We start from the raw sequence: 23,272 nt of genomic DNA on the forward strand, positions 1-23,272 counted from the left end.
GCCCCGGGGCCGTACCCGTACCTCTTCTACCGGACGCCGAAACCGAACGTCGTGGTCGAGACGAACACCTCACCCGGCCGCAGCACCGTGCTCGGGAACGCGGGCCGGTTGGGGGAGTCCGGGAAGTGCTGTGTCTCCAGGGCGATTCCGTCCCCGGGACCGTACGGCTCCCCGTCGAAGTGGTCGCCGGTGTAGAGCTGCATGCCCGGCTCCGTGGTGGTCACGGTCAGCACCCGGCCCGACACCGGGTCGTACAGCTCGGCCGCCGGATCCGTCCCGTCCAGCACGAAGTTGTGGTCGTAGCCCGAACCCACCGGGCGCGGCGCGCGGAAGTCGAAGCGGGTGCCGTCGACCGGATCCAGCTTCCCGGTCGGTACGGCGGTGTCGTCCACCGGCGTGAGGTGCCCCGCCGCGACGCGCAGTTCGTGGCCGGTCGCGGGGCCGCTGCCCGCGCCGCCCAGATTCCAGTAGGTGTGATTCGTCGGGTTCACATGCGTCGGGGCGTCCGTCACCGCGCGGTAGTCGATCCGCAGCGCGCCGTCCGCGTCCAGTGTGTACGTCGCCGAGATGTCCAGCCGGCCGGGGAAACCCTCCTCGCCGTCGGGGCTGATCCGCGACAGCCGCACCCCGTGGTCCCCGGCCGGCTCCGCGTCCCACACGCGCCGGTCGAAGCCCCGCTCACCGCCGTGCAGACTGTTCGGCCCGTCGTTGGGCGCGAGCCGGTAGGTCCGCCCGTCGAGGGTGAAGGCCGCGCCCCCGATGCGGTTCGCGTACCGGCCCACCAGCGCCCCGAAGTACGGTCCGCCGGCGCCCAGATAGCCCTGGAGATCCGGGAAGCCGAGCACCACATTGGCGACCGTGCCGTTCCGGTCGGGTATCTCGACCGACTGCACGACGCCGCCGTACGTCAGCAGACGTAGCCGGGTACCGGCCCGTTCGAGGGTCCAGCGGTGGACGGGCGTACCCTCACCGGTCGCACCGACGCGCTCCGTGTTCATGGCAGTCACGATCGAGAACCCTACGCCCGGGAGCCCCGGGAAAACGCTGCCGGGGCCCCCGGGCTCTCGAAGGCGCATGGCCGGGCCGCCGGTGCTACACGGGCGGCTTCACGGCCGTCACATTGCGGTACGCGATCTCCGCCAGCCGGCTCTGCCCGTCCTTGCTGGGATGGAACCAGTCCCAGTGGCTCAACTGGTCGCCCGTGAACCGGAAGTCGAAGACCGCACCGCCGTCGTACCGGCAGCGCGGATCCTTCGCGCACACGTCCTTCAGCACGTTGTTGTACGCCACGACCCGCTCGTACACCATGTTCCGCCGGTCCTGCGCCAGCTTGCTCATGTTCTGCGAGTCCCCGAGCATCGTGGCGCAGATCCCCAGCTTCCAGATCTGCCGGCCCAGCGGATTGCCCCGGCCGGTCGACCAGAGCCGCTTCAGATCGGGCACGCTCGACACATACACCTGCGCCTTGGGCGCCCCGGCGCGCAACTGGCGCATCGACGCCTCGAACGACTTACGGAAGTCGGCGACCGGTGTCATCTGCTTCGCCGTGTCCTGGCAGGCGTCATTGGCGCCCACCATGATCGTGACCAGCTCGGGTTTGTTCTGCGCGGCCTGCGCCAGCTGGCCCGGGAGATCGGACATCTTGGCGCCGGTCGCGGCGTGGTTCCAGCTGCGCTCCTTGGCCGCCGGAGCGCCGAGCAGCCGTAGGGCCAGGCTGCGCACCTTGCTGTCCGTACCCGTCGACCAGGACACCTCCGGGCAGTCGGCGAGCACCACACACGCGTCGAAGCCACGGGTGATGGAGTCACCGACCGCCGCCACCGAAGCCGGGGCGCGGTTCCACAGGGGCGGGCGCGCGGAGGGGGCGGAGCGCTCGGCCTCCTTGTCGGACGAGGATCCGCCGAAGACGCCGCAACCGGTCAGCAGGCCGGTCACGGCCAGTAAAGTGACGGTCGCGGCGGCTGTTCCGGCGCGTGACCGCCGCCCTCGGCCGTTCCGGGCCGGGCCGCGATCCCCGCTCCGACCGCCGCTCCCGCTCCGGCTCCGAAGGCTCTTCCGCATCAAGGTCCCTCCCGTTGGCGTCCTCTTTGGCATCCTTTTGAGAAGTCTGGCGTCGTCAGGCATCCGGTGGCGTCCTGCCGAGTGAAAGCTTCGCGCATATCGCCCCCGGGACCGACCGTACGTCACCGCGGGCACCCCGCCGCACGGTAGTTTTTCCACGTCGAACCAGAGGTGTCCGTTCTCTTGGCTCCGGTAAATTACATCACGTCACATGCTGTCCCTTTTGCGGAGTTTCACTCCCGATGCTGTTTACTGAGGCCGCTGGGAAAGGCGAACCTCGTCCCACACTGGAGGTCCCGGTGACGACACGTGGAGTTCTGTACATTCACTCCGCACCACGCGCGATGTGCCCGCACATCGAATGGGCGGTGGCAGGAGTGCTCGGTCTGCGGGTCCAGCTCGACTGGATCCGGCAGCCGGCGTCGCCGGGCACCTGGAGAGCCGAGGTCTCCTGGAAGGGCCGGGCGGGCACGGCCTCCGAACTCGCCTCCGCCCTGCGCGGCTGGCAGATGCTCCGCTTCGAGGTCACGGCGGAACCCTGCGCCACCGCCGAGGGCGAGCGCTACAGCGCCACGCCCGATCTGGGCATCTTCCACGCCGTCACCGGTATGCACGGCGACATCCTGGTCCCCGAGGACCGGCTGCGCGCCGCGCTCGCGCGCTCCCAGCAGGGCGAGACCCAGCTGGCGGCGGAGGTCGCCAAACTGCTCGGCAAACCGTGGGACGACGAGCTCGAACCGTTCCGGTACGCGGGCGAAGGCGCCCCGGTCCGCTGGTTGCACCAGGTCGTGTGAGCGGGCGGGGCCCTCGCGTCCTACCGTGGTCCCATGGCTGATCACCTCGCAGTAGCTGTCCTCGGCACCGGCATCATGGGCGCCGCGATGGCCCGTAATCTCTGCCGCGCCGGACATGACGTCCGCGTCTGGAACCGCACCCCCGCCAAGGCCGAAGCGCTCGTCCCCGACGGCGCGCGGGCCTTCGCGACCCCCGCCGAGGCCGTCGCCGACGCGGATGTCGTCCTCACGATGGTGTACGACGGCCCCGCTGTCGTGGAGGCCGTGACGGCCGCCGGCCCGGGGCTGCGGCCCGGCGCCATCTGGCTCCAGACGACGACCGTGGGCGTCGACGCCATCGCCTCCCTCGCCGATCTGGCCCGGCATCACGGACTGGTCTTCGTCGACGCGCCCGTGCTCGGCACCAAGGCGCCCGCCGAGAACGGCGAGCTGCTGATCCTGGCCGCGGGCCCCGGGGACGCGCGCGCCCCGCTCGCGTCCGTACTCGACGCCATCGGCAGCCGTACCGTCTGGCTGGACGACGACGGTTCCACCGGCGCCGCCAGCCGTCTGAAGCTCGTCTGCAACAGCTGGGTGCTCACGCTCACCAACGGCACGGCCGAGGCGCTCGCCCTGGCCAAGGGCCTCGACGTGGACCCGCGGTACTTCCTGGAGGCCATCGCCGGCGGCGGGCTGGACTGCGGATATCTCCATGCCAAGTCCGCCGTCATCATGGACGGCGACTACACCCCGAGCTTCTCGGTCGCCACGGCGGGCAAGGACGCCCGGCTGATCGTGGAGGCGGGGGAGTCGGCGGGCGTACGGCTCGATGTGGCGGCGGCGTCCGCCGAGCGGTTCCGCCGGGCGGAGGCCCAGGGGCACGGTGACGACGACATGGCGGCGACGTACTTCGCGAGCTTCGACGGCTGAGGCGCCGCCGCTCCGTCCTTCCGCCCAAACCCCGTTCCCCCGATGGTGTGTTCGTCCCGCCGGTCCGGGCGTGTCGTCGTGTCCGGCTGAGACCCTTCGGATACGGCGACTCCGTGTGCGGCGGCCTTCGTGAACAGGGGACAGGAGACAGGGAGGAAGCGGTGTGACCACACCCGGAACGGACTGGGGTGCCTTCCAGTCGCTGGGAGGCACCCTTGTCGACGATCCGGCCGTGGTCGCCCGCCCGGACGGCCGGCTGATCGTCCTCGCCGAGGGCCGGAACCACACGCTCCTGTTCATCCGGCAGAACAGAGACCTGAGCTGGTCCCCGTGGACGGAGTTACCCGGGGCCCGGATCAGCGGGGTGCCCGCCGCGATCCTGGGCCGTGACCGACTGATACGGGTCTTCTGGCGCACGCCGGGCGGCGAGCTGTTCGCCGGCCGGATCCCGGGGACGCCGGGGATCCCGGGCGAGTCCGGTGCCTCCGCGGTCAAGGTGGCCGGTGGCATCGCGGGGGATCCCGCCGCGGTCCTCAACGCCGACGGGCGGATCTCGGTGTTCTGCCGGGGCACGGACCACACGGTCCTGTCGGTCAGCCACACCTCGGTGGCGTACGCCGTCTGGGCCCCCGCCGCCACGATCGGCGGAGCGGCCGAGGGTGTCCCGTGCCCGGTCCTGGCGGCCGACGGGCGGGTGGCGGTGTTCGTCCGGGGCGGTGACGACGAGCTGTGGATCTCGGAGCAGCGGATCCCCGACACCACCAGCGACTGGAGCCCCTTCGAGCGGTTCGCCGGGACCCCGGCCCGCTCCGACCCGAAGGCCGCGCTCGACGCGGACGGCCGTATCCGGGTCTTCTGGCAGGGCCGCGAGGGAGCGGGCCGCTTCCTGGGCCGGCAGGGGGACTACGCCGCGTGGAACCCGGAGGGGCTGCTCAAGGGCGGCCTGGCGGGCGCGCCGTACCCGTTCCGCTCCCCGCTCGACGGCCGTCTGCGGATCTTCGCGACCGGCCCCGACCGCGCGCTGTGGGTCGCCGGACAGAAGACCGTCAACAGCGACCAGTTCACGGACCTCGCCTCCCTGAACGGCGCTCTCGCGGGCGCCCCGGCCCCCGCGTGCCACCGCGACGGCCGGATCTCCGTCTTCGTCCGCGGCACCGACGGCGTGCTCCGGTACGTGACGCAGTCCTAGGGCGTATCCGGTGCCGTGCGGAAACCGGAGACGCCCGGCCGGGAATCCCGGGCCGGGCGTCGTCGCGAAGGTTCGCCGGGAACCGCCGCGCGGTCAGACCGTACGCAGCGCCAGCACCACGTTGTGGCCGCCGAAGCCGAACGAGTTGTTGATCGCCGCGATCGTGCCGCTGGGCAGGTCGCGGGGGCCGTCGACGACGATGTCCGCGACGACCTCCTCGTCCAGGTCGTCGACGTTGATCGTCGGCGGGGCCTTGCGGTGGTAGAGCGCGAGGACCGTGGCCACGGTCTCGATACCGCCCGCGCCGCCCAGCAGATGGCCCGTCATCGACTTCGTCGCGGAGACCGCGACATGGTCGAGATCGTCGCCGAGCACCCGGCGCAGCGCCTTGATCTCGGCGACATCGCCCTGCGGCGTCGACGTGGCGTGCGCGTTGAGGTGCATGACCTCGGCCGGCTTGAGGTCCGTCTGGTCGAGCAGGTTCTCCATGGCCTTGGCGATACCGCGGCCGGTGGGCTCGGGCTGGGCGATGTGGTGGGCGTCCGAGGACAGGCCCTGGCCCAGCAGCTCGCAGTAGACGCGCGCGCCGCGCTTGGCCGCGTGCTCCGCCGACTCCAGGACGATCACGCCCGCGCCCTCACCGAGGACGAAGCCGTCGCGGCCCTTGTCGTACGGGCGCGAGGCCTTCGTGGGTTCGTCGTTGTTCTTGGACATCGCCATCATGTTGGCGAACGCCGCGATGGGCAGGGGGTGGACGGCCGCTTCCGTACCACCGGCGACGACCACGTCGGCGCGGCCGGTACGGATCATCTCCACCGCGTAGCCGACGGCCTCGGCGCCCGACGCGCAGGCGGAGACCGGGGTGTGCACGCCCGCGCGGGCGCCCACTTCCAGGCTGACGTTGGCGGAGGGGCTGTTGGGCATGAGCATCGGCACGGTGTGCGGGGAGACACGGCGTTCGCCCCGCTCCTTGAGCACGTCGTACTGGTCGAGCAGGGTGGTCACGCCGCCGATGCCGGAGGCGATCACGGTACCGAGCCGGTCGGCGTCGACCGAGGGGTCCTCCCCGGCCCTGGCGGTGTAACCCGCGTCCGCCCAGGCCTCCCTGGCCGCGATCAGCGCGAACTGCGCCGAGCGGTCCAGTTTGCGGGCGAGCGGGCGGGGCAGGACATCGCCCGGGTCGACCGCGGCGACCGCGGCGATACGGACCGGCAGTTGGGCGAAGCGTTCGCCTTCGAGGGGGCGTACTCCCGAGCGGCCCGCGAGCAGACCTTCCCAGGTCGTTGCGCTGTCGCCACCCAGTGGTGTGGTTGCGCCGATACCGGTGACGACCACGGTGCGATTGGTCGAGTTCACTGGAATTCTTTCTCCACGTGTAGAGGGTGCTGAATTTTTACGGCGCCACCACCGGGTGGCGGATGCCGCGCGATGGGTCAGCGCGAGAGGTCAGGCGGTCAGGCGGCCTGGTGCTTCGCGATGTAGTCGGCGGCGTCGCCAACCGTCTTGAGGTTCTTGACGTCGTCGTCCGGGATCTTCACGTCGAAGCGCTCTTCGGCGGCGACGACGACCTCGACCATGGACAGCGAGTCGACATCCAGATCGTCGGTGAAGGACTTGTCCAGCTGGACGTCCTCGACCGGGATACCGGCGATCTCATTAACGATCTCGGCGAGACCGTCGACGATCTCTTCCTGGGTGGCGGCCATGTTGGCGCTCCTTCGATGTTGAGCAGAGGGATATATCGGAACACGCTCCGGAAAGATCCGGTGTGCCTAGGGGAGGGTAACGACCGTCGCGGCGTAGGCAAGACCCGCCCCGAAACCGATGACGAGCGCGGTGTCGCCGCTCTTCGCCTGTCCGGTCGCCAGAAGCCGCTCCATCGCGAGCGGAATCGAGGCGGCCGAGGTGTTGCCGGTGGTTTCCACGTCACGCGCGACCGTGACGTGCTCCGGCAGTTTGAGAGTCTTCACCATCGAGTCGATGATCCGCATATTGGCCTGGTGCGGAATGAAGACGTCCAGGTCGGCGGAGCTGATTCCGGCGGCGTCCAGCGCCTGCTGGGCGACCTTCGCCATCTCGAAGACGGCCCAGCGGAAGACCGCCTGGCCCTCCTGCGTGATGGCGGGGAACCTCTCCACCGTGCCGTCGCGGTAGGCGTCCCACGGCACGGTCTGCTTGATGGTGTCGGACTTGTCGCCCTCGGAGCCCCAGACGGTGGGGCCGATCATCGGCTCCTTGGCGGGGCCGACGACGACGGCGCCCGCGCCGTCGCCGAACAGGAAGGCCGTCGCGCGGTCCTCCAGATCGGTCAGGTCCGAGAGCCGCTCCACGCCGATGACCAGGACGTAATCGGCCGAGCCCTCGACGACCATGCCCTTGGCCAGGGTCAGTCCGTAGCCGAAGCCGGCGCAGCCCGCGGAGATGTCGAACGCGGCGGGCCTGCTGGCGCCGATCTTGTCCGCGATCTCGGTCGCGATGGCCGGGGTCTGCTTGAAGTGCGAGACGGTGGAGACGATCACACCGTCGATCTGCTCCGGTGTGATCCCGGCGTCGGCGATCGCCTTGCCGGACGCCTCGATGGACATCGCGGCGACCGTCTCCTCCGGAGAGGCCCAGTGGCGGGTCGCGATGCCGGAGCGGGAGCGGATCCACTCGTCGGACGAGTCGATCGTTTCGAGGATCACCTCGTTGGGCACGACGCGCGTCGGGCGGTAGCCGCCGACGCCCATGATGCGCGCGTACGGGGCGCCCTTGCTGGGCTTGATCTTCGACATGCTCTCTGACTCCTATTCAGCCGTGGAGGAGTGCTCGGCGATCAGCGCGCGGGCCGCGTCGAGATCTTCTGGTTTCTTCAGCGCCAGGGTCTTCACCCCGGGCAGCGCGCGCTTGGCGATACCGGTCAGGGTGCCGCCGGGGCACAGCTCGATCAGCGCGGTCACGCCCCGCTCCTTGAAGGTCTCCATGCACAGGTCCCAGCGGACCGGGTTGGCGACCTGACCGACCAGGCCCGTCACGATCCCGGAGCCGGTGGAGACCGTCCGCCCGTCGCGGTTCGAGACGTACGGTACGACCGGGTCGGCGACGGAGACGGAACGCGCGGCCGTGTCGAGCTTCTCGACCGCGGGCGCCATGTGGTGCGTGTGGAACGCGCCGGCGACCTTGAGCGCCACCACGCGCCGTACGCCCTCCGGCTTGTCCGCCTCCAGCGCCGCGAGCTGCTCACGGGTGCCGGCCGCGACGATCTGGCCCGCGCCGTTCACGTTGGCGGGCGTCAGGCCGAGCTTGTCGAGATGCGCGAGGGTCGTGTCCGGGTCGCCGCCGAGCAGCGCCGACATCCCCGTCTCCGTGATCGCGGCGGCCTCGGCCATCGCGATGCCACGGGCGCGTACGAGCGTCAGGGCCACGTCGTCGGAGACCACACCGGCCAGCGCCGTGGCGGCCAGTTCACCCACACTGTGGCCGCCCGTGACACCCACGTCGCGCGCCACGTCCTCCGTGGTGGGGAAGAGCTGGCGGGCGGAGAGCAGGGAGGCGGCGACCAGCAGCGGCTGGGCCACGGCCGTGTCCCTGATCTCGTCCGCGTCGGCGTCCGTGCCGTAGTGGACCAGATCCAGGTCGATGGCGGCCGACCAGGCCCGCAGCCGGTCTTCGGCGCCGGGCAGTTCGAGCCAGGGAGTCAGGAAGCCGGGCGTCTGAGCGCCTTGGCCGGGAGCGACGAGTACGAGCACCCTCACACTCTCTCTTGCGATGGGTCTCCGTCGCCCGTGGGGAGGGGAACGAAGAACCGCTGGGGGAATTGTTGAAGTACCACAAAAGTCTAGATCTGTGTGTCTCCGCCGGCCAAGCGCCCCAGGATCAGGGCAATCCGCAGCGTGAACGCGGACCGTACATCGGAGGGTGACCATCCGGTGACGTCAGTCACACGTCGAAGCCGGTAGCGCACGGTGTTGGGGTGCACGAACAGCATCCTCGCCGCGCCTTCGAGACTGCTCGCCTGCTCCAGATAGACACTCAGAGTCTCCAGCAGCGCGGACCCCGCTTCTTCGAGCGGTCTGTAGATCTCCTCCACCAACTGGTCACGCGCGGCGGGGTCGGAGGCGATCGCGCGCTCCGGCAGCAGATCGTCGGCGAGCACCGGGCGCGGCGCGTCCTGCCAGGCGAAACACGCCTTGAGGCCGGCCGCCGCGGCCTGCGCGGATTTGGTGGCGGCCAGCAGATCGGGCATCACGGGGCCCGCCACGACGGGGCCCGGCGCGTAGGGGCCGATCAGCGCCTTGGCGACCTGGAGCGGGTTGTCGCTGCCGCCCGCGATCACCACGAGCCGGTCGCCGAGCACTCCGGTGAGGACCTGGAGCTTGGCGTGCCGGGCCGCCCGGCGGATCGCCTCCACGGTCAGTTCGCTGTCCCCGTCCGGGGCGGTGCCGAGCAGGACACACACATGCTCGGGGGAGTTCCAGCCGAGGGCCGCCGCCCGGGAGACGGCGCCCTCGTCGGCCTCCCCGGAGAGGACGGCGTTCACGACGAGCGACTCCAGCCGGGCGTCCCACGCGCCGCGCGCCTCGGCGGCCTGCGCGTACACCTGGGCCGTCGCGAAGGCGATCTCCCGCGCGTACACGAGCAGCGCCTCGCGCAGCGCGGACTCGTCGCCCGGGGCGGCGACCTCCTCGATCGCCGTCTCCATGACCTCGATCGTGGTCCGCACCATCTCGACGGTCTGGCGCAGGGTGATCGCCCGCGTCAGCTCGCGCGGGGCCGTGCCGAAGACATCGGTGGAGATCGCCTGCGGGGTCTCGGGGTGGCGGAACCACTCGGTGAACGCGGCGATACCGGCCTGGGCGACCAGCCCGATCCAGGAACGGTTCTCCGGCGGCATCGCGCGGTACCACGGCAGCGTCTCGTCCATGCGGGCGATGGCGTTCGCGGCGAGCCGTCCCGAGGACTGCTCCAGCCGACGCAGCGTCGCGGGGTGCGGATGGGGTTCGTTCGAGGGTTCGGCCACGGGGTCAAGAGTGCCCTATCGGAGCCACCGCCTGCGGGGCCGGGGTCGGCGGGCGTCTCGTGCCGTCCCCGGTGGAGCGCCTACCGTGAAGCCGTGATTCTCGTACGGTACGCAGCGCAGCGCTCTGTCGGCGGCGACCCCTCGGCGGGCATCGAATCCCTGCACGCCCTGTCCTTCGGGCGCTTCTACGATCCGGACAATCTGCGCTTCGGCGCGGTCCTCGCCTGCAACGAGGAGCGGCTCGCGCCCGGCGCGGGGTTCGACGAGCACCCGCACAGCCATACCGAGATCGTCACCTGGGTCGTCGAGGGCGAGCTGACGCACCGCGACTCGGCCGGACACGCCACCGTCGTGCGGCCGGGGGACGTCCAGCGGCTCAGCTCGGCCGGCGGGGTGCGGCATGTGGAGCGCAATGACGGCGACCGGCCGCTGGTCTTCGTCCAGATGTGGCTCGCGCCGCTGGAACCGGGCGGCGAGCCCGCGTACGAGGTCGTACGGGGCATCGCCGACTCCACGCCGTACGCGCTGCCGCGGGCCGGGGCCATGCTGCACGTACGGCGCCTGCGGGACGGCGAGCGCACGGCCGTGCCGGACGCCCGCCATGTGTACGTCCACGTGGTGCGCGGTGAGGTGCGCGTCGGTGGCGCGGGCGGGGCGGACGGCGGCGCGGACGGCGCGGCGGGGCCCGTGCTGGGGCCCGGCGACTCGGCGCGGATCACGGACGCGGAAGGGCTCGAACTGATCTCGGGCCCGGCGGCGGAGGTGCTGCTCTGGGAGATGGCGGGCTGAGCGCCCGCGCCCGGCCCCGGCCGGCGGCTCAGGCCGACAGCTCCGCGAGGACGGCGTCGGTGAACGGCGGCCAGGCCGCGACCGCCCACGGCCCGAAGTCCCGGTCGGCCAGCGCCACACAGGCCGCCCCGGCGTCCGGGTCAACCCACAGGAACGTACCGGACTGCCCGAAGTGTCCGAAGGTGCGCGGTGACGACGAGGCGCCCGTCCAGTGCGGGGACTTGGCGTCCCGGATCTCCAGGCCGAGCCCCCAGTCGTTGTTCTTCTGGAAGCCGTAGCCCGGCAGCACCCCGGACAGCCCGGGATGGACGACCGTCATCGCCTCCAGGACGGTGCGCGCGTCCAGCAGCCGGGGCGCCTGGAGTTCGGCGGCGAACCGCGTCAGATCGTCGACGGTCGAGATCGCGTCCCTGGCCGGTGACCCGCCCTCGGGGAGCGCGGTCGCGGTCATACCGAGCGGCTCGAACACGGCCTCGTGGAGGTAGTCGGCGAACGCGATGCCGGTGGCCTTGGCGATGTGCTCGCCGAGCAGTTCGAAGCCCGCGTTGGAGTAGAGCCGGCGGGTGCCGGGCGCGTTGGCCACGCGGTGCTCGTCGAAGGCGAGACCGCTGGTGTGCGCGAGCAGATGACGGACGGTGGACCCCTCGGGCCCGGCGGGCTCGTCCAGCTCGACGGCCCCCTCCTCGTACGCCACCAGCGCCGCGTACGCGGCCAGCGGTTTGGTCACGGAGGCGAGCGGAAAGCGCCGCGCCGTGGGGCCGTACGACCCGACGACGGTGCCGTCCGCACGTACGACGGCGGCCGAGGCGTTCGTCACCGGCCAGTTCTCGATCATCGCCAGGCTCTGCATGGCTACGAGGTTAGCGAGAGCGTCAGCCGCATCGAGGGGTCGGGGGTACGGACGAAGCCGAGGGAGGCGTACAGCGGTTCGCCCTCACGGGACGCGCGGAGATCGACCCTCCGGACGCCGCGGGTCCGGTACCAGTCGAGCAGCGCCTCCACACAGGCCCGCGAGTAGCCGCGACGGCGCAGGTCCGGATCGGTGGCGACACTGAAGACGTAGCCGCTGGTGCCCGTGGGGTTGCCGGGGCTGCCGAGCCGGTACTCGATGGTGCCGACCGCGCACGCGGCCAGACCGCCCGCCCGGCCGGGCCGGTCCACGACACAGGCCATGAGATCGCCGCCGGGACCCGTGAGCCTCTCGCGCAGGGATTGCTCCGCGTCGGGCTGCCAGCTGATGTCCGGGTCCGGTCCCCGGTGCGAGTCGAGCATCACCTTCCGCAGACGGACCAGTTCGGCGGCGTCGGCGGGGACCGCGGGGCGTGCGAGGCTCATGAGGCGGAGACTAATCCGCCGCGACGGGAAACTCGCCGACTTTTCCGCTTGCTTCGAGTGCACTCGAAGGATCTAGCGTTGAGGGTATGACGCTGACGGAGAGCACCCCCGTACGGACGGCCCGCGTGGACGACTGCGCATCGGCGCCGCGCCCGCATCCGCGGCCCGACGGGGCGGAGCGCTACACGATCAGCGAGGTCGCCGCCTTCACCGGACTCTCGGCGCACACCCTGCGCTGGTACGAGCGCATCGGCCTGATGCCGCATGTGGACCGCTCGCACACAGGGCAGCGCCGTTTCAGCAACAAGGACCTGGACTGGCTCGCCTTCGTGGGGAAGCTGCGGCTCACGGGCATGCCCGTGGCCGACATGGTCCGGTACGCCGAGCTGATCAGAGTCGGCGAGGAGACGTTCGAGGAGCGGCAGGAGCTGCTGGAGCGGACACGCCGTGATGTCCACCGGCGGATCGCGGAGCTACAGGACACTGTCGCCGTACTCGACCACAAGATCAGCTTTTACGCGGGCGCCCGCAAGGCGTCGGAGAGGGTCTGAACCCCGATGAGTGACAGCAAGATCGAGAAGGTGCGGCTCGGTACCGGCGGACCGGAGGTCGGTGGCCAGGGGCTCGGCTGCATGGGTATGAGCCAGTTCTACGGTCCGACGGACGCCGACGAGGCGCGGGCCACGCTGGAACGCGCCCTGGAGCTGGGCGTGACGCTGTACGACACGGCGGACGCCTACGGGGCCGGGGAGAACGAGAAGTTCATCGCGCCGTTCGTCCGGGCGCACCGGGACGAGATCGTCCTCGCCACCAAGTTCGGCCTGAGCATCGACCCGGCCGCCCCCACCAAGCGGACGATCCGCAACGACGCGCCCTATATCCGCCAGTGCGTCGAGGGAAGCCTGAAGCGCCTCGGCGTCGACCACATCGACCTCTACTACATGCACCGGCGCGATGTGAACGTCCCCATCGAGGAGACGGTCGGCACGATGGCCGAGCTGGTGCGCGAGGGCAAGGTCACCCACCTCGGGCTGAGCGAGGTCACCGGCGGCGAGCTGCGGGCCGCGCAGGCCGTGCACCCGATCACCGCCCTCCAGTCGGAGTGGTCGCTGTTCAGCCGCGACATCGAGGCGAACGCCGTACCGGCCGCCGCCGAGCTGGGCGTCGCGCTCGTGCCGTACTCCCCGCTCGGCCGGGGCTTCCTGACCGGCGCGTTCGTCCACGCCGACCAGGAGCTGGACGCCGACGACTTCCGTCGCCAGCAGCCCCGCTTCACCGGTGACAACGCCGCCGCGAACGCCGCGCTGCTCGAACCGGTACGCAAGATCGCCGAGGGCAGGAACGCCACCCTGGGGCAGGTCGCGCTGGCCTGGGTGCAGCAGCAGGCCGGGGTGCACGGGCTGGCCGTCGTACCGATCCCGGGGACCCGCAAGCGGAGCCGGATCGAGGAGAACACCGCCGCCACGCGGCTCATCCTCACCGAGAGCGAACTGCGGCTGCTGGAGCCGATCGCGGGCCAGGTGGCCGGCGGCCGGTACACCGATATGTCGTTCACCTCGGCCGGCCGCGAGTAGCGGAGCGGTCCGACGCCCCGCGCGGGACAGGACCGGACAAGCGCCGGCGCTCGCGAGCGCGCTCACGCCAGGCCCAGTGCGAAGACCGCGAAGCCCGCCGCCAGCAGCCCCGCTGCCGCGCGGCGGGCCTTCGACGCGCGCGTCCCGGTCTGCCACGGGGCGTCGAAACGGCGCGCGTACCACCCGATGAGGACGAGCAGCGTCGCGAAGAGCGGCATCCAGGTCAGCCGCACCACGATCCAGCCGAGGGAGTCGGGGGAGGTCGTCAGACCGGCCACCGGCCCGAGGAAGGACGCGGGCACGGCGGCGGCGAGCATCGCCGTCTGGTGCCAGCACAGGATCGTCATCGCGCACAGGTTGATGACGACGACCGGCGCCCACAGCGCGGGCCTGCTCAGCAGCCGCCCGATCCGGTCGCGCAGCAGGATCGCCGCACCGCTCTGCGCGGCGGCGAGGGCGAGCACGAGCAGGGACGGCGGATGCGAGTTGGTACGGGCCTCACCGGGCACGCCGACCATCGACGCCGGGTAGTGGAAGACGACCAGCAGCGCGGCGAAGAGCAGCGTGCCGCCGATGAGCAGGACACGCGCCCCGCGCCGGCCGATCCGGCCCTCGCCCCAGGAGACGCCGAGCTGATACGCGAACAGCCAGCCGGGGAGGATGTTCACCATGCTCAGCCAGGACGGCATGGTGTCGGCGTAGGGGCCGTAGCGCAGGAAGTCGACGACGGCGACCGAGACCAGCAGGGGAGCGGCGGCCCAGGCGCCCATCGTGTGTGCGGCGCGCACACAGTACGGGGTCAGCGCGGTGACCACCGTATAGACCCCGACGAACCACAGGGGCTGGATCACCAGCGTCGATCCGGTGCGCAGGGTGGTTTCGGGCACGCCGAGCACGTACAGCAGCGGCATCGCCGCCGCCCAGACGGCGGTCACCCCGAGCACGGGCCTGCCGAGCCGCACCACGCGCTGCCGGAGCCAGGCGGCGGTCGTGGACGTCCTCCTGCGGTACGAGAGCACGGAGGCGTATCCGCCGACCAGGAAGAAGATGCCCAGCATCTGGAGCACCCAGCTCACCGGTGCGAAGCCGCCGAAGGCGGCGAGCGGGCTGGCGTTGTGCAGGGCGCCGCCGGCGTCCAGGGTGAAGCCGCCGAGCAGCCAGTGCCCGGTGGGTACGGCGAGCAGCGCGAGGGCGCGCAGCCCGTCGATCGCGCGGTCGCGGTGGGCGGGGGTCCGTGCCTCGATCTTCTCGATCGTCGTCGCGAGTGTCGTCATCGGACCTCTCCCCGCGTGATCCGGCCCTGGGCGATGGCGGCGAAGGCGCGGAGCGAGTCCGTGCCGGGAGCGAAGTAGCCGGTGTGGCCCTCGGCCAGTTCGGCGGGCACCCGGCGGGCGCCGAAGGACGGGTCGGTCGGATCCTGGCCATGGCCCAGGCCGGCGATCGCGACATGGGGGACCTTGGAGATCCAGTCGGAGGGGTCCTTGGCGGCCCACACCCGTGCGTCGGTATGGAGGTCCGCCCTGTGCCCGGCCCGCATTCCAGGGGCGCCGAGCACCACGATGTCGGTGGCGTTCACCTCGGAGGCGGCGAGCCCGCACACCACGGCGCCGTAGCTGTGGCAGAACAGCGCGGGCTTCCCGGCTCCGGCCGCCGTGAGCCCCTGGGTGAACCGGGCCAGCCGGCCGGCCCCCGCCTCGGCGAGACCGCCGGTGGCCACGTCGAGACCGAACCCGACGGGGGTGGTGTAACCGGCCCACGCGATCACGGCGGTACGGCCGCCCGTCGCGGCCCGCAGCGACCCGGCCATCCCGGCGGGGGTGCCGTACGGATCGTCCGTACGGTCGAAGGTCGCCGCGTCGATGTCCGATCCCGGGACGACGACGGACACATGGCGGGCGGTCGCCAGATCCCCGTACACCTCGGCGACCTGGCCACGGCCGCGCGGGTCGAAGGCGAGGATCTGCCGGCCGGGCTCCGCGAGCCGCTCGTACCGGGGGTCGTGCCCGGCCCGTACCGCGCGGGAGTTGGCCTCGTACCGCAGGGCGACCGGCGCCCCGTCGAGATTGCCGACGACCAGCGGATGGCGGCGGACGAGCCGCTCGCTCTGACCGGGTGTCAGTGTGGCGAAGAAGCGGGCCACTTGGCCGGGTGTGGCGCTCGCCGGGTCGGGCAGTGCCCGGCCGAGCGAGTCGTCCGCGCGCCAGGCGGCGCTTCCCACGGGCGGTCCCGTGACGGCCCGTTGACTGCTGCCGGAGGCCCAGCCCGCTGTTCCCCCGACCATGGTCGTCGCCAGTGCGGCGGCGACCAGGGTCCTCCTGTAGCGGCGCATTCCCGTCTCCTTCTTCCCGCTCGTCCGTGAGGTGGCGAGGAGGAAGGTAGGAAGAGGGTGTGCGGCCGGACGTCACACCGGAGAGCCAACCGACATGTCATACCGGGGTAGCGGGGGTGCCGGTCCGTACCGGCGCCAGGAGTGTGCCGGTGCCCGGCGGTGCCCGGCGATCCGTGCGGTGCCCGGCGATCCGTGCGGTGCCCGGCGATCCGTGCGATGCACGGGGTGTGCCCGGTCCGTACCGGTACGCGGCGGTGCTGTACGGAAGTCCCCGGGCCGGACGGGTCAGGCGTCGCCCGGGGTGACCAGACCCGACTCGTACGCGAAGATCACCGCTTGCGCGCGGTCACGCAGCGACAGCTTCGACAGGACCCGGCCGATATGGGTCTTCACCGTCTGCTCGGCGACCACGAGCTGCTCGGCGATCTCCTGGTTGGACAGCCCCCGGGCGATCAGTTCGAGCACCTCGGTCTCCCGGGGCGTGAGGCCGCGCAGCCGCAGCGAGGGGTCCTTGCGGCCACGGGCCGGGCGCTGCTGGGCGAAGTCCGCGATCAGCCGCCGGGTCACGGACGGCGCGAGCAGCGCCTCGCCCGCCGCCACGATCCGTACCGCCGCGATGAGATCGGCCGGCGGCGCGTCCTTGAGCAGGAAGCCCGACGCCCCGGCGCGCAGCGCCTCGTAGACATAGTCGTCGACGTCGAAGGTGGTCAGCATCAGCACCTTCGGCAGACGCGTCACCCCCGTCGGCGGGTTCAGCAGTTCGCGGGCGGCGGCGAGTCCGTCCATCTCCGGCATCCGGACGTCCATCAGGACCACATCCGGGTGGACGGAGCGGCTCACCTCGACGCCCCGGCGGCCGTCGGGTGCCTCGCCCACCACATCGATGTCGGCCTGCGCCGACAGCAGAGCGGCGAACCCCGCGCGCACCATGGCCTGGTCGTCGACGATGATCACGCGGATGGTCAAGGAGCGTCCTTCGGGGCCGGACCGGCTGTGCCGGTGAGGTCGGTGAAGCCGGTGCCGGCCAGCGGGAGCCGTGCGGCGACCCGGAAACCACCGTCCGGCAGCGGTCCGGTGTCGAGCGTGCCGCCGGTCAACCGTACGCGCTCGCGCATACCGATCAGGCCGTGGCCCGTTCCGCTGGTCTCCAGCGGTGAAGTGCGCTCGGCGCCGGGCCCGTTGACGATCAGGACGGTCAGCCAGTCGCCGTCGGAGGCCACCGAGACCCGGGTCGGCGCGCCCGACGCGTGGCGCACGACATTGGCGAGCGCCTCCTGCACGATCCGGTACGCGGAGAGGTCCACGGCCGGCGGGACGGGTCCCAGCTCGGCGGGGAGCGACACCTCGGCAGGCACCCCCGCCCGTACCGTCGCCTCGACCAGCTGCTGCACCCGGTCGAGGCCGGGCTGCGGGGTGCGCTCGCTCTCCGTACCGTCGCTGCGGAGCACCGTGAGCAGCCGCCGCATCTCGGTCAGGGACTCCCGCGCGCTCGCCGCGATGGTGGAGAACTCCTCGCGCGCGGAGTCCGGCAGTCCGTCGATCCGGTACGGCGCCGAGTCCGCCTGGACCGTGATCACCGACATGTGGTGGGCCACCACATCGTGCAGCTCACGGGCGATACGGGCGCGCTCCTCCAGCAGGGTGCGCCGGGAGCGCTCGGCCTCGCTGATGGTCTCCTGCTCCGCCAGCCTGCGCTGCGCGTCGCCCCGTTCGCGCAGCGCCGCCGTCACGACGAGGACGACGCCGCTCAGGACGAACAGCAGCAGATGGCTGCCGTCGCTGCGATCCTGCGAGATCAGCTCGAAGAAGAACCCGGCCGCGCCGGTCGCCAGCCAGACCGCGAGCAGGGTACGGCGCGATTCGCGCAGCCCCAGACAGGCCATCAGCACCAGATAGCCCACGATCACCGTGGGGGGCCACGGCCAGGAGCGGCCCGCGAGACCGTCCGCGCTCTGGAGCAGGATCGCGCCGGCGACATCGGCGGTGAAGATGATCCACCAGGCCTGGAGGGGCCGGCTCACGGCGAGCAGCAGCGGCGCGGTCTGCGCGGTGGCCAGTGCCCCGGACCAGCCGCCGCCGAGCCGGTAGTCCCCCACGAGGACCGTGGTGGTGGTCGGCAGCAGGCTCACGGCGAAGCCGAAGAGCACCACGTACGGCGCGAACCGCTGCCATCGCCTGGGCGCCCGCGCGAACAGCGGCTCGGTGGACGGCGCCGGCGTACGCAGCGCACCGAGGAGCGCGCGCGCCGCGTCACGCCACGGGGCGGGGCGCGGTGGCGAGGGCGGCGACGACGGCCGGGGCGGCGACGAGGGCCGCGGCGGGGCGGACGGCCGGGGCGGCGGCGATGCGGGGGTACTCATGACCCGTTCAGCCTAGGCAGCACCGTACGGCCCGGCGTCATACCGAGGAGTCGGTCCTGATGTCATACCGCGGTATGACGCCATGGCCCGGGGCGGGCGCTACTCCGGACGTACCGGTCCAGGTCACAGCTCCGCCAGCAGTTCCGCCTTCTTCGCGCTGAACTCGTCGTCCGTCACCAGGCCCGCGCGGTGCAGCTCGCCGAGATGCCGGATCCGATCCGCCACCTCGGCCGGGTCGCGGCGGGCGGGAGCCACGGCGTGGACCGGAACGGCGGTACGGCCCGTCGCCGCCGCCTGGACCGCCTCCAGAACCGCCGCCGCGAACGGCAGCGACTCATGCACCGGTCCGTAACCCGGGCCGAAGACGACGGTCGCCGGGTCGTGGTCCGCCGGGGCGGGCCGGGGCCGCGGCTGCCCCGAGCACGGGTCGTCGCGCCGCAGCAGCCGCAGATAGCCGTCGAAGCGTTCCGGGGAGCGCCACTCGACGCCCTGGAGCTCGCCGACCGGAAGACTCTGGTCGCCCGCCTTCCACTTGGCGGAGGAGGCGCCCGTCCAGAACCAGCGGAAGGTCACCCGGTCCCCGTCGAAGGACGCCTTCGCGTCGTACGCCTTGAACTGGAGCGGTGGTTCCGGCGCGGTCACCAGATAGCGTTCGGCGGGCTCCTGTTCGTCCCCCATGGTCCCGGTCCCGGTCCCGCGGACCCGGGCGAGCGCGGCCCGCAACTCGTCGGCGTAGTACCGGGCGAGGGTCTCGCGCTCGGCCGGCAGCAGCAGCCGGTACGGATCGCCGCTCGCCCTCAGCTGCCCGGCCGCCGCTTCCGTGAGCGGGTCGGCTCCGGCTCGCGGCACAGCGTGCAGCACCACCGTCCCGCGTCTGCCGGGAGTGAGCGTCACCGATGACAACGCCTCGTAGGGGACGCGGCGTTCGCCCAGCGCCTGAAAGAGCTTCGGCGTCCGGATCCCCCGTTCGAAGCGGATGAGCACGGAGTCGCTTTCGAACTCCCAGGTGGCATGAATCCCCTGAAGCACATCACCCATGTGCTTCATCGTAGGCGGCGGGCGCCCGCACGTCGCCTGCCCCAACGGGGGAAATCTACGCGCGTCAGCCCGGGACTCCGCTCTCGCGCCGTCACCGGCCCCCGGTTCTCAGTCGGTGTCCGGGATGCCGCTCCGGCAGGTGTCGGCGCCGTCCGCGCAGGTCACCGCGGGGTAGGAACCCACGCCGATCTCCGCGAAGTTGTCGAGGCTCTCCGTGCCCGGCTGGAAGTAGCCGGCGTGCCCGATCGCCCCGCGCGCCGAGATGACCCGTGCCCCGAAGCCCCTGGCCACCGGATCGGCGCCGTGGCCGAGACCGCCGACCGCCATGTACGGGACGTCCTGGATCCAGTCGTCACGGTCCCGCGTGGCCCACACACGCGCCCTCGTGCGCAGCTGCGCGGCGTTGCCGACCCGCATTCCGGGGCTGCCCGCGACCGCCACGTCCGTCACCCTGCGCGGCAGGGCGTGCGCGGCGACGCCGCACAGCACGGAGCCGTAGCTGTGGCAGAAGAGCGAGACCCGTGACGTCCCCGGCAGCGCGGCGGTCAGCGCGGTGAGCCGTACGGCACCGTCCTCCGCCAGCTTGCCGATCGCCGCGTCCACGCCGAGACCGGCGGGCGCGGTGTAGTCGGCCCAGGCGATGACGGCGGTGCGGGTGTCCCCGTCGGCGCTCCGCTCGGCGGAGTACAGGGACTCGGCCATGCCCGCGGGCGCGCTGTACCAGCGGTGGGTCCGCTCGAACGTCAGCACGTTGGTGTCGACTCCGGGCACGATGACGGAGACGCGCTCGGCACGGTCGAGGTCGCCGAGGACCTCGGCCGCCCGGCCCTTGCCCGACGGGTCGAACGCGAGGATCTGCCGGTCGTCGCCGAGCATCGACTCGAACCGGTCCATCCGGCGCCCCGCTTGCCGGCGGCCGTCGTCGGACAGTCTGGTGTCGCGCATACGGCGCTCCTCCACCGTGCGCGCCTGCATCAGGGCGATCCGGTTGGCGCGATACCGCAGGGTGACGGGAGCGCCGTTGAGGTTGCCGACGACCAGCGGGTACGTGGCGGCCAGCCGTTCCTGCTGGCCTCGGGTGAGGGAGGCGAAGAACGCGGCCAGCCGCTTCGGCGACGCGTCGGGACTCGGCAGGTGGCGGACCCCTATCCGGCCCCTTTCCCACGCGCTGAGGGCGAGCTTCAGGGGCTCGCCGGGACCGCGCCGATTCGCCACGGCTGTCCAGCCGGTGGATGTCAGCATCACGAACACGACGGCGAGAGCGAGGAGAGCGCGCCATGCGTTGAGGGTGGGTGAGGAGTCGAAGGAAGTCACTACCGCTCAGCCTAGGACGAGCGCGGAGGCCCTCGTGACGAGGGTGAGTCAGCTCACGCGCCAAGGAGGATTGAACCGAGAGTAACCGCACCGAACGCGTAGGCGGCGCTACGCTCCGGCGCGTCGCGCGGCTGTCGTCAGGCGGGTCCGCGTTCCGTATCGCGCTCCGGCGTCCGCCAGTTCCCGGTGAGCGCGGGGCTCAAGTGGTCGAGATAGGCCCTGGTGATCCCCTGGAGCGCCTCGACGCGGGCATCCTGGCCCTGCCCCCAGAGCCGGCCGGTCATCCGCATGACGCCGGTGAACGCGGCGACGGCGACCCGTGGCCGCGGATCGGTGTTCACGTCGAGCCCCTCGCGGTCCGCGATCAGTTGGGAGAGCACCTCCTCCAGCTCCGCGGTGCGCCGGAGATGAACGGCGACCAGGGCGGGAGTCGACTCGATCAGCAGACAGGTGCGCAGATACAGCTCGACCGGGACGATGGCTTCGAGCGCTTCGCTGACGGAGTCCCAGGCCGACTCGACGGCGTTGCGCATCGCCTCGAACGGGGTCTCCTCGGCGGGCCGGGCGCGCAGCGAGTCGAGGAACTTGTTCTCGACCAGGTCCACGACCGCGAAGGCCGCCTCCTCCTTGCTGCTGAAATAGCGGAAGAAGGTGCGCTGGGACACTTCCACGGCGTCCGTGATCTCGTCGACGGTGGTCTGTTCGTACCCCTGGGTGGTGAACAGTTCGAGCGCCACGCGCAGCAGGGCCTCCCTGGTACGCCGCTTCTTGCGGGCGCGCAACCCGACGATCGTGTTCTGCCCGGGGATCAACGCAATATCCTCATTCCACCGCTTTTTTACTACTTTATGCTATGTGGTCTCACTGTGAGCCACGTGACAGTTACTTGCTTAAGAAATCGTTTGTCAACTGTCAGTGGCTGACATTAACGTTTGCGGTATGACTAGTCAGACCACTGTCGACAAGGCGCCGCCTTCGCCGGAATCCCCGGGGCCGACGCCGTCCAAGGGGCTGCGCGGCCACCCCTGGCTCACGCTGTTCTCCGTGGCGATCGGCATCATGATGGTGGCGCTCGACGGCACCATTGTCGCGATCGCGAACCCTGCCATCCAGAAGGACCTCGGCGCCACTTTCGCCGATGTGCAGTGGATAACCAACGGCTACTTCCTCGCGCTCGCCGTGGCGCTGATCACCGCGGGCAAGCTCGGTGACCGGTTCGGTCACCGGCAGACCTTCCTCATCGGCGTCATCGGGTTCGCCGCCTCGTCGGGGGCCATCGGGCTGTCCGACAGCATCTCCCTCGTGATCATCTTCCGAGTGCTCCAGGGGCTGTTCGGCGCCCTGCTGATGCCGGCCGCGCTCGGTCTGCTGCGCGCCACCTTCCCCGCCGAGAAGCTCAACATGGCCATCGGTATCTGGGGCATGGTCATCGGTGCCTCCACCGCGGGCGGCCCGATCCTGGGCGGTGTGCTGGTCGAGCACGTCAGCTGGCAGTCGGTCTTCTTCATCAATGTGCCGATCGGCGTGATCGCCCTGATCATCGGCGGGCTGATCCTGCTGGACCACCGGGCGAAGAACGCCCCGAAGTCCTTCGACATCCTCGGCATCCTGCTGCTCTCGGGCGCCATGTTCTGTCTGGTCTGGGCGATCATCAAGGCGCCCGTCTGGGGCTGGGGCGACGGCAAGACCTGGCTCTTCATGGGCGCCGCCATCCTCTCCTTCGTGCTCTTCGCCGTCTGGGAGACGAAGGTCAAGGAACCGCTCGTACCGCTGGCGCTCTTCCGCTCCGTACCGCTCTCCGCCGGCGTGGTGCTGATGGCGCTGATGGCGATCGCCTTCCTGGGCGGCCTCTTCTTCGTCACCTTCTACCTTCAGAACGTGCACGGCATGAGCCCGGTCGACAGCGGTCTCCATATCCTGCCGCTCACCGGCATGATGATCGTCGGCTCGCCCCTCGCGGGCATGCTGATCACCAAGACGGGCCCGCGGATCCCGCTGGCCGGCGGCATGGCGCTGACCGCGGTCGCCATGTTCGGCATGTCCACCCTGGAGATCGGCACCAGCAGCTTCACCATGTCGATCTGGTTCGCGCTGCTCGGCCTCGGCCTGGCGCCGGTCATGGTCGGCGCGACCGAGGTCATCGTGGGCAACGCCCCGATGGAGCTGTCCGGGGTGGCCGGCGGGATCCAGCAGTCCGCCATGCAGATCGGCGGCAGCCTCGGTACGGCCGTGCTCGGCGCCGTCATGGCCTCCAAGGTCTCCAGTGACCTGCCCGGCAACTGGGCCGGGGCAGGTCTGCCGCCGCTCAGTCCCGCGCAGGCCGAGCAGGCCGCCGAGGCGGTCCAGGTCGGGGTGCCTCCGGTGGCGCCGGGCACGCCCGCCGCGGTCGCCGAGAAGATCACGGGCGTGGCGCACGACACCTTCATGTCGGGCATGGGTCTGGCCTCCCTCGTCGCGGCCGGTGTCGCGGTGGTGGCGATCTTCGTCGCCCTGCTGACGAAGCGCGGCAGCAACGCGGACGCCGCGGGCGCGGGGGTGCACATCTGACGTCAGCTCCCGGCTGACCCGACGTCAACTCAGC

At 71.4% G+C, this 23,272-nt stretch carries 23 protein-coding genes; 7 read left to right on the plus strand and 16 right to left on the minus strand.

Annotation, left to right across the window (positions count from 1 at the left end):
• Positions 1-26: 26 nt before the first annotated feature.
• Both ACIOGX_RS07695 and ACIOGX_RS07700 read right to left on the minus strand, forming a co-directional pair.
• On the minus strand, positions 27-998 hold the full coding sequence (locus ACIOGX_RS07695; protein WP_356506676.1) for an aldose epimerase family protein: 972 nt from the start codon (positions 996-998) through the stop codon (positions 27-29).
• Between the two features lie 94 nt (positions 999-1,092).
• Positions 1,093-2,061 (minus strand): SGNH/GDSL hydrolase family protein, encoded by a 969-nt coding sequence (locus ACIOGX_RS07700; protein ID WP_401911128.1) that lies wholly within the window; start codon positions 2,059-2,061, stop codon positions 1,093-1,095.
• A gap of 299 nt (positions 2,062-2,360) precedes the next feature.
• On the opposite strand from ACIOGX_RS07700, the gene ACIOGX_RS07705 reads away from it, so the two are divergent.
• From ACIOGX_RS07705 to ACIOGX_RS07715, 3 genes are all read left to right on the plus strand, one after another.
• A complete protein-coding gene (locus ACIOGX_RS07705) occupies positions 2,361-2,855 on the plus strand; it encodes a DUF3145 domain-containing protein (RefSeq protein WP_129768688.1) in 495 nt (164 codons plus the stop codon).
• Between the two features lie 33 nt (positions 2,856-2,888).
• Positions 2,889-3,764 carry an NAD(P)-dependent oxidoreductase gene (locus ACIOGX_RS07710; protein ID WP_401765420.1) on the plus strand — a complete coding sequence of 292 codons (876 nt, stop codon included), beginning with the start codon at positions 2,889-2,891 and terminating at the stop codon, positions 3,762-3,764.
• A 163-nt stretch (positions 3,765-3,927) separates the two neighbouring features.
• On the plus strand, positions 3,928-4,953 hold the full coding sequence (locus tag ACIOGX_RS07715; RefSeq protein WP_401911131.1) for a hypothetical protein: 1,026 nt from the start codon (positions 3,928-3,930) through the stop codon (positions 4,951-4,953).
• 93 nt (positions 4,954-5,046) lie between these two features.
• Here ACIOGX_RS07715 and fabF read toward each other — a convergent pair whose 3' ends face one another.
• The 5 genes from fabF to ACIOGX_RS07740 all read right to left on the minus strand — a co-directional run bounded on the left by fabF (position 5,047) and on the right by ACIOGX_RS07740 (position 9,952).
• Positions 5,047-6,309, minus strand: a complete 1,263-nt coding sequence (fabF, locus tag ACIOGX_RS07720; RefSeq protein WP_129768691.1) for a beta-ketoacyl-ACP synthase II — start codon at positions 6,307-6,309, stop codon at positions 5,047-5,049.
• Positions 6,310-6,407: 98 nt separating this feature from the next.
• Positions 6,408-6,659 (minus strand): acyl carrier protein, encoded by a 252-nt coding sequence (locus ACIOGX_RS07725; protein WP_129768692.1) that lies wholly within the window; start codon positions 6,657-6,659, stop codon positions 6,408-6,410.
• A gap of 66 nt (positions 6,660-6,725) precedes the next feature.
• Positions 6,726-7,727: a ketoacyl-ACP synthase III gene (locus ACIOGX_RS07730; protein ID WP_129768693.1), complete on the minus strand. Its 1,002-nt coding sequence runs from the start codon at positions 7,725-7,727 to the stop codon at positions 6,726-6,728.
• Positions 7,728-7,739: 12 nt separating this feature from the next.
• On the minus strand, positions 7,740-8,681 hold the full coding sequence (locus tag ACIOGX_RS07735) for an ACP S-malonyltransferase (protein ID WP_356506686.1): 942 nt from the start codon (positions 8,679-8,681) through the stop codon (positions 7,740-7,742).
• 89 nt (positions 8,682-8,770) lie between these two features.
• Positions 8,771-9,952 carry a CdaR family transcriptional regulator gene (locus ACIOGX_RS07740; RefSeq protein ID WP_129768694.1) on the minus strand — a complete coding sequence of 394 codons (1,182 nt, stop codon included), beginning with the start codon at positions 9,950-9,952 and terminating at the stop codon, positions 8,771-8,773.
• A gap of 93 nt (positions 9,953-10,045) precedes the next feature.
• Between ACIOGX_RS07740 and ACIOGX_RS07745 the strand changes: the two genes are divergently transcribed.
• Positions 10,046-10,741, plus strand: coding sequence for a pirin family protein (locus tag ACIOGX_RS07745; protein WP_401911137.1), 696 nt, complete (start codon positions 10,046-10,048; stop codon positions 10,739-10,741).
• Between the two features lie 28 nt (positions 10,742-10,769).
• Here ACIOGX_RS07745 and ACIOGX_RS07750 read toward each other — a convergent pair whose 3' ends face one another.
• Both ACIOGX_RS07750 and ACIOGX_RS07755 read right to left on the minus strand, forming a co-directional pair.
• Positions 10,770-11,591, minus strand: a complete 822-nt coding sequence (locus ACIOGX_RS07750; RefSeq protein ID WP_356506690.1) for a serine hydrolase domain-containing protein — start codon at positions 11,589-11,591, stop codon at positions 10,770-10,772.
• A gap of 2 nt (positions 11,592-11,593) precedes the next feature.
• On the minus strand, positions 11,594-12,076 hold the full coding sequence (locus tag ACIOGX_RS07755) for a GNAT family N-acetyltransferase (protein ID WP_401911140.1): 483 nt from the start codon (positions 12,074-12,076) through the stop codon (positions 11,594-11,596).
• Between the two features lie 86 nt (positions 12,077-12,162).
• On the opposite strand from ACIOGX_RS07755, the gene ACIOGX_RS07760 reads away from it, so the two are divergent.
• Together ACIOGX_RS07760 and ACIOGX_RS07765 are read left to right on the plus strand one after the other, a co-directional pair.
• Positions 12,163-12,627 carry a MerR family transcriptional regulator gene (locus ACIOGX_RS07760; RefSeq protein WP_383973817.1) on the plus strand — a complete coding sequence of 155 codons (465 nt, stop codon included), beginning with the start codon at positions 12,163-12,165 and terminating at the stop codon, positions 12,625-12,627.
• Between the two features lie 6 nt (positions 12,628-12,633).
• On the plus strand, positions 12,634-13,650 hold the full coding sequence (locus ACIOGX_RS07765) for an aldo/keto reductase (RefSeq protein WP_356506696.1): 1,017 nt from the start codon (positions 12,634-12,636) through the stop codon (positions 13,648-13,650).
• A 62-nt stretch (positions 13,651-13,712) separates the two neighbouring features.
• On the opposite strand, the gene ACIOGX_RS07770 is transcribed toward ACIOGX_RS07765, so the two are convergent.
• The 7 genes from ACIOGX_RS07770 to ACIOGX_RS07800 all read right to left on the minus strand — a co-directional run bounded on the left by ACIOGX_RS07770 (position 13,713) and on the right by ACIOGX_RS07800 (position 21,503).
• Positions 13,713-14,924, minus strand: coding sequence for an acyltransferase (locus ACIOGX_RS07770; RefSeq protein ID WP_383973813.1), 1,212 nt, complete (start codon positions 14,922-14,924; stop codon positions 13,713-13,715).
• The gene (locus tag ACIOGX_RS07775) at positions 14,921-15,979 is read right to left on the minus strand and encodes an alpha/beta hydrolase (protein WP_401911144.1); all 1,059 of its coding nucleotides are present in this window, start codon (positions 15,977-15,979) and stop codon (positions 14,921-14,923) included. Before ACIOGX_RS07775 ends, ACIOGX_RS07770 begins: the two co-directional genes overlap by 4 nt.
• 285 nt (positions 15,980-16,264) lie before the next feature.
• Entirely contained in the window at positions 16,265-16,945 is a 681-nt protein-coding gene (locus tag ACIOGX_RS07780; protein WP_356506702.1) for a response regulator transcription factor, read from the minus strand.
• Positions 16,942-18,339 carry a sensor histidine kinase gene (locus ACIOGX_RS07785; RefSeq protein WP_401911146.1) on the minus strand — a complete coding sequence of 466 codons (1,398 nt, stop codon included), beginning with the start codon at positions 18,337-18,339 and terminating at the stop codon, positions 16,942-16,944. Before ACIOGX_RS07785 ends, ACIOGX_RS07780 begins: the two co-directional genes overlap by 4 nt.
• A gap of 123 nt (positions 18,340-18,462) precedes the next feature.
• A complete protein-coding gene (locus ACIOGX_RS07790) occupies positions 18,463-19,377 on the minus strand; it encodes a DUF4429 domain-containing protein (protein ID WP_401911148.1) in 915 nt (304 codons plus the stop codon).
• 108 nt (positions 19,378-19,485) lie between these two features.
• Positions 19,486-20,691 (minus strand): alpha/beta hydrolase, encoded by a 1,206-nt coding sequence (locus ACIOGX_RS07795; protein WP_356506708.1) that lies wholly within the window; start codon positions 20,689-20,691, stop codon positions 19,486-19,488.
• Between the two features lie 137 nt (positions 20,692-20,828).
• Positions 20,829-21,503: a TetR/AcrR family transcriptional regulator gene (locus tag ACIOGX_RS07800; protein ID WP_383973803.1), complete on the minus strand. Its 675-nt coding sequence runs from the start codon at positions 21,501-21,503 to the stop codon at positions 20,829-20,831.
• A 127-nt stretch (positions 21,504-21,630) separates the two neighbouring features.
• Here ACIOGX_RS07800 and ACIOGX_RS07805 point away from each other — a divergent pair, with 127 nt between their 5' ends.
• Complete coding sequence (locus ACIOGX_RS07805) at positions 21,631-23,238, plus strand: MFS transporter (protein WP_356506712.1); 1,608 nt, start codon at positions 21,631-21,633, stop codon at positions 23,236-23,238.
• Positions 23,239-23,272: the final 34 nt, after the last annotated feature.

This window comes from Streptomyces sp. NPDC088147, from assembly GCF_044741565.1.
Lineage (GTDB): Bacteria > Actinomycetota > Actinomycetes > Streptomycetales > Streptomycetaceae > Streptomyces.